Consider the following 5768-nt stretch of genomic DNA (forward strand, 5'->3'; position numbering starts at 1 on the left):
CCGGACAACATCAGCCCAGCGCTGGCGTGAAGGCCGCCATGACAGTGTTGACTTTCGCCATCCTCGGCGTCGCGCTCGTCATCGTGGTCCGATTTGTCATGTGAGCCGCGAGTGAACAACCCGCCGCCGGCGCGGTCCGCTAGGGAATGAGCACCACCGAGCCAATGGTCTTGCGGCTCTGAAGATCGCGGTGCGCTTGCGCCACTTCCTTGAGTGGGTAGCGTGCGCTGACCGTCACCTCGATGGTGCCGTCGCCGACGAGGTGGAATAATTCCCCTGTCCGCCAAGCAAACTCGTCGTGGGTGCGCATGAAGTGGGGCCGCGACGGCCGAGAAAGGTACACCGAGCCGGCGGCGTTGAGCCGCTGCGGGTCGACGGGAGGCACCGGGCCGCTGGACGCGCCGAACAGCGCGAGCGTGCCGCGGACGGCGAGACTGGCAAGGCTGGCGTCGAACGTCGACTTGCCCACGCCGTCATACACCGCGGCCACGCCGGCACCGCCGCTGAGCGATCGGACCTTGGCCCCGAACTGCTGCGGATCGTCGGGATAGTCGAGCACCTCGACCGCCCCGGCCCGGCGCGACAGCTCTGCCTTCTCCGCGGTGGAGGCGGTGGTGATCACCCGAGCACCCAAGCTGGTTGCCCACTGGGTCAGGATCAGACCCACCCCGCCGGCCCCGGCGTGCAGCAACGCCGTGTCGCCGTCCTGCACCGCGTACACCGATTTGATAAGCAGGTGTGCAGTCATCCCCTTCAGGAGGGCCGCGGCGGCAACGTCAAATCCGACATTGTCGGGCACCTGCGCTACGACATCGGCTGGTGCAACACAGTATTCGGCATATGCGCCGACCGCGTCGGCGCAGGCAACCCGGTCGCCGATACTAAACGTCGTGACCCCGTCACCCACTGCGGCGACCGTCCCGGCGACCTCGGCGCCGAGGACAAATGGTAGTTCGTGTGGGTACAGCCCGGACCGGAAGTAGGTGTCGACGAAATTCACGCCGATCGCCTCGGCTTTGATCGACACCTCGCCCGGGCCGGGGGAGGGCTGCGGCCTGTCGACGTAGCTGAGGACTTCCGGTCCGCCATGCTCGGCGACTTCAACGGCATGCATAGCCCTTAATCTCACAGAGACATTCGGCCGCCGTCGATGGAACGGGCGACAACGATCAAAGTGCGTCGATGTCGCGGTGAACAATGCTGCCGGCTGCCGGGCTGCAACCTGGAAGTTGATTGCGCGTTGTTCAGCGAAACAGCGACGGCTGCTCAACGCTGTAGCGCACGACATCGACGGCCGCGGTGCCTCCGGCGATGCTCGTCGGTAGCAGCGCGTGGCCGACATGGTGCACGGCTCGAATAAGAAGGGCGGGCAGACCGATGGCAGATGCGAGAAGCATCCACGAGGTGACCTACGACTTGCTTCGTGAGCTGGGACTCACGACGGTGTTCGGGAACCCGGGTTCCACTGAGGAGACGTTCTTGAAGAACTTCCCCGACGACTTCACTTATGTCCTGGGATTGCAGGAGGCGTCGGTGGTGGCCATGGCGGACGGGTTCGCCCAGTCCACCGGCAAGCCCGCGCTGGTCAACGTGCACACCGCCGCGGGGATGGGAAACGCGATGGGCAACCTGGTGGCGGCGGCCAAGGGCAACACCCCGCTGATCGTCACGGCCGGTCAGCAGACCCGCGAAATGGTGTTGTGCGAGCCATATCTGACCAACAAGGACGAGACGGTGTTTCCGCAGCCGTGGGTGAAGTGGGCGTATGAGCCCAAGCGCGCCGAGGACGTGCCGGCGGCGATCATGCGCGCCTACGCGGTGGCGTTACAGCCACCCGCCGGTCCGGTGTTTGTGTCGATCCCGCTCGACGACTGGGAGAAACCGGCGTTGGGTCCAGCGGTGGTCCGCACGGTGAGTCACCGGGTCAGCCCGGATGCCGAGCGGCTGCGCGGATTCGCCCAGCGCATCAACGGTGCGCAGCGGCCACTGCTGGTGTTTGGGCCGGAGGTCGATCGCGCCGGGGCCTGGGATGCCGGTGTGGCGTTCGCCGAGAAGGTCGGGGCGCCGGTATACAGCGGGCCGCTGCCCGACCGGGCGTCGTTCCCCGAGGATCACCGGCTATTCCAGGGACAGCTGCCGATGACCATCGCCGGTGTCACCGAGGTGCTGCGCGGCCATGACGTGGTCGTAGTGATCGGGGCGCAGGTCTTCCGGTACTACCCCTACGTGGCCGGCGAGTACCTGCCCGAGGGCACCGAACTGCTACAGATCACCGCCGATCCGGGACTGGCTGGTGCGGCGCCGGTTGGTGACAGCGTTCTGGGGGACACGCTGCTGGCGCTGGAACAGTTGGTGGGCATGGTCGACGATCACAGCGACCGGGCGGTGCCGACCAGACAGCTGCCGACCACCGCAGTCGATGTGACCGGGTCGGCACCACTGGAGCCGGACGCGGTGTGGTCCACCTTGAGAGACGTCACGCCCGCCGATTCGCCGTTGGTCACCGAATCGACGTCGACGATGGCTCAACAGCTGCGATTCCTGCCCAGCACCCGGCCGGGGTCCTTTTTCGCCACTGCCAGCGGCGGTATCGGCTGGGGGTTGCCCGCGGCGGTGGGCGTCGCGCTGGGAGACCGCGCCCGTGGCGTCAAGCGCCACGTCCTTTGCACCATCGGCGACGGGTCGATGCAGTACTCGGTGCAGGCGCTTTACACCGCCGCTCAACACCGGCTACCGATCGTGTTCGTCGCGATGCGCAACGGCGAATACTCGATCCTGAAGTCATTCGCGGTATTGGAAGAGACACCCGGCGTGCCGGCACTGGACTTGCCAGGCCTCGACATCGCCTCCCTCGCAACGGGTTTCGGGTGTCGCACGGTCAATGTGGACAGCTGCGAAAAGCTCGCCCACGAATTCAATGCCGCGCTGAAGGCCGACGGGCCCACCGTGATCGTAGTGCCGACCAAAGCGAAGGCCGCGCATCTGGGATAGCTGCCATCAGGGAATCTCAGCGATCGGGATTGGCCAGTCCGAGCGAAGGCAGGGTCGTAGCGATCTATGTTTGACAAGCTGACCATCAATTCAATTGCGGCGCGCGCGGTGCTGGTGCCGATGGCCCGGCCGCTGCGCACCGCCGCGGGTGACGTTCCCGCTGCGCCGCTTGTCCTTGTTGACGTCCAGACAAACGAGGGGATTGTCGGGCGCAGTTATGCCTTCGCTTACACCCCTGTTTTGCTGCGCACGCTGGTGCAGTTCCTTCGCGACGTTGCACCCGCGCTGGTGGGACAGACGGTGTCACCGCGCGAGCGCATGGGACAGCTCGATAAGCAGTTGAAGCTGGTGGGCATGCAGGGAGTGATCGGCATGGCCATCGGTGCCCTTGACCAGGCGCTGTGGGATGCGCTTGGACGGGCGGCCGATCTCCCCGTAGCGGTGCTGCTCGGTGGCGAGCCCAAGCCGCTGGACGCCTACGACAGCTACGGCCTGGTGGACATCAAGACCGACCTGCCCTTACTCGAGACGTCGATGGAAAACGGGTTTGAGGCGATCAAGATCAAGCTCGGCGCCGGCGAGGTGGCCGATCAGGTCGCAACCGTCGCCGCCGTACGCAAGCTGATCGGACCCGAGCGCAGGTTGATGGTCGATCTGAATCAGTCGCAAACGACAGCCGGTGCCATCGATCTCATCTTGCGACTGAAGGAGTTTGATCTGACCTGGATTGAAGAACCGGTCGGCGCCGAGGACCTGCACGGCCACCGTGTCGTTCGTGAGGCCGTTCGCCCGGTTCCTATCCAAACCGGCGAGAACTGGTGGTTCCCGCGGGGGATGGCAAACGCGATTGCCGCCAAAGCCAGCGATCTGGCGATGGTCGACATCATCAAGATCGGTGGGGTCACCGGCTGGATCTCCGCCGCGGGGCAGGCCGAGGCGGCTTCACTGCCGCTGTCGAGTCATAGCTACATCGAGGGAAGCGCGCACACGATGGCCTGCTCACCAACGGCATCCTGGTCTGAGTATCTCGACCTGGCCGGGGCCGTCCTAACCGAGCCCTTGGTGCCCGACAAAGGCAAAATCGTCGCCCGAGGGCCAGGCCTTGGTCTCGAGTGGGACGAGAAGGCGGTGGACAAATATGCATTCCAGTGACGTATCAAACCGGGTGTTCGTGGTACGGACCCAACCACAACAGGCGCATCTGTGGTGACGCCGCCAGCTCATCGTCTAGTCAAGGAGCGAACATGCCGGTCTACACGTGCACGACGACAACATCGACGCTGACCGCCGAGACCAAGAGCGCGTTGGCTCAAGAGATTACCCGTATCCACTCTGAGATCAACCACGTGCCCACCACCTATGTCGACGTCGTGTTCCACGAGCTGCCCGCCGGCGACATCTACACCGACGGCGTACCCGCCAATCCGGTACTGGTTAACGGTTGGGTCCGATCAGGTCATCCAACAGACAAAACCACCCGTCTCGCAACGGAAATCGCGGACGCGGTCTCTCGGATCGCCAATGTTCCCGCCGACCGGGTGATGATGGTGATCCAAAACAGCCCGGCGAGTGGCGCGGTCGAAGGCGGCCGTGTCCTGCCCGAGCCCGGCCAAGAGCAGGCCTGGATCGCCGCGAATGACAAGTAGCTTGAGCGACTTCGGTAGCAAATCCACCCGAGACTGCCTAATCGTTGAAAGGGTTGAATCAGCATGAGCGCCAACTTCGGTGATTTCCAAAATGAGGTCTATGCCGCAGCGGTTCAAGGAGTAACGACCCGATACCCCTTCGACTTTGCCTCCATCGAACGCAAAGCATCCGAGGCACTTCCGGATTGGGTGTATCGCTATGTGTCGGCAGCCGCAGGTGATGGCCGGACCCAGCGCGCGAACATCGCTGCGTTCTCCTGCTATGGCATCGTGCCCCGGATGATGGTCAGCCCTCCCGAACGCGATCTGTCGATCCAGTTGTTCGGCAAGCGTCTGGCCTCGCCGATGTTCCTTGCCCCAATCGGCTTGGTGGGCTTGTGCGCACCCGACTTTCATGGAGATGTGGCCACCGCACAGGCGTCGGCGGCGACCGGAGTTCCGTACACGCTGTCGACGTTCACGCAGACACGCATGGAGGACGTGATCAAACATGCGGGCGAGACGCCCAACTTCTTTCAGCTCTACCTGCCCGCCGATCGCGAGCTGGCGGCAAGTTTGATCAATCGCGCAGAGACCAGCGGCTACTCCGCTCTGGTGGTTACCGTGGACTCCTGGACGCTTGGCTTCCGGCCGATGGATCTTGAACGGGGAAACTTTCCGCAGTTTCGCGGCTTCTGCATGCAGAATTACTACACAGACGAAAACTTCACCAAGCACCTCGCCAAGCCGCCGGAAGAAGACCAGCCGGCCGCCCTGGCGCACTATTCGAAGATCTTCGCCCATCCGCTGTCATGGGAGGACCTGCGCTGGATCCGGAGCCAGACGAAGCTTCCGATCGCCATTAAGGGAATTCAACATCCCGACGACGCGCGCCTGGCGATCGACAACGGCGCAGATGTATTGTACTGCACCAATCATGGTGGCCGTCAGGCAAATTCGGCGGTATCAACACTGCAGTTGCTCCCCGGCATCGTCAAAGCGGCCGGCTCCACACCAGTCATGTTCGACTCCGGCGTGCGCTCGGCTACCGACGCGATCATTGCGCTGGCCCTCGGTGCGACGGCAGTCGGGCTTGGGCGGCCCTATGCCTACGCGCTGTCTTACGGCGGTGCAGAAAGCCTGACCCACTAT

6 protein-coding genes are annotated in these 5768 nt (G+C 64.0%); 4 read left to right on the forward strand and 2 right to left on the reverse strand.

The genetic code is table 11. The annotated features are described in order from the left end of the window. Positions 1–139 precede the first annotated feature (139 nt). The gene (locus VNW74_RS10100; RefSeq protein WP_325676463.1) at positions 140–1114 is read right to left on the reverse strand and encodes a quinone oxidoreductase; all 975 of its coding nucleotides are present in this window, start codon (positions 1112–1114) and stop codon (positions 140–142) included. A gap of 130 nt (positions 1115–1244) precedes the next feature. Then, positions 1245–1397, reverse strand: coding sequence for a hypothetical protein (locus tag VNW74_RS10105; RefSeq protein ID WP_325676464.1), 153 nt, complete (start codon positions 1395–1397; stop codon positions 1245–1247). Between VNW74_RS10105 and mdlC the strand changes: the two genes are divergently transcribed. From mdlC to VNW74_RS10125, 4 genes are all read left to right on the forward strand, one after another. Continuing rightward, complete coding sequence (gene mdlC / locus VNW74_RS10110; protein WP_325676465.1) at positions 1378–2991, forward strand: benzoylformate decarboxylase; 1614 nt, start codon at positions 1378–1380, stop codon at positions 2989–2991. The two genes, VNW74_RS10105 and mdlC, sit on opposite strands and share 20 nt — an antisense overlap. 66 nt (positions 2992–3057) lie before the next feature. Further along, entirely contained in the window at positions 3058–4143 is a 1086-nt protein-coding gene (locus VNW74_RS10115) for an enolase C-terminal domain-like protein (RefSeq protein WP_325676466.1), read from the forward strand. A gap of 92 nt (positions 4144–4235) precedes the next feature. Further along, on the forward strand, positions 4236–4637 hold the full coding sequence (locus VNW74_RS10120; RefSeq protein ID WP_325676467.1) for a tautomerase family protein: 402 nt from the start codon (positions 4236–4238) through the stop codon (positions 4635–4637). Between the two features lie 63 nt (positions 4638–4700). Further along, a partial coding sequence (locus tag VNW74_RS10125; protein WP_325676468.1) for an alpha-hydroxy-acid oxidizing protein occupies positions 4701–5768 on the forward strand: 1068 nt, incomplete at its 3' end.

Origin of the sequence: Mycobacterium sp. (genome assembly GCF_035570115.1) — a bacterium.
Lineage (GTDB): Bacteria > Actinomycetota > Actinomycetes > Mycobacteriales > Mycobacteriaceae > Mycobacterium.

Excerpts from the sequence above, each read along its gene's own strand:
- VNW74_RS10100 (WP_325676463.1), bottom strand. The coding sequence starts at position 1,114 with ATGCATGCCGTTGAAGTCGCCGAGCATGGCGGACCGGAAGTCCTCAGC.
- VNW74_RS10105 (WP_325676464.1), bottom strand. The coding sequence starts at position 1,397 with ATGCTTCTCGCATCTGCCATCGGTCTGCCCGCCCTTCTTATTCGAGCC.
- VNW74_RS10115 (WP_325676466.1), top strand. The coding sequence starts at position 3,058 with ATGTTTGACAAGCTGACCATCAATTCAATTGCGGCGCGCGCGGTGCTG.
- VNW74_RS10120 (WP_325676467.1), top strand. The coding sequence starts at position 4,236 with ATGCCGGTCTACACGTGCACGACGACAACATCGACGCTGACCGCCGAG.
- mdlC (WP_325676465.1), top strand. The coding sequence starts at position 1,378 with ATGGCAGATGCGAGAAGCATCCACGAGGTGACCTACGACTTGCTTCGT.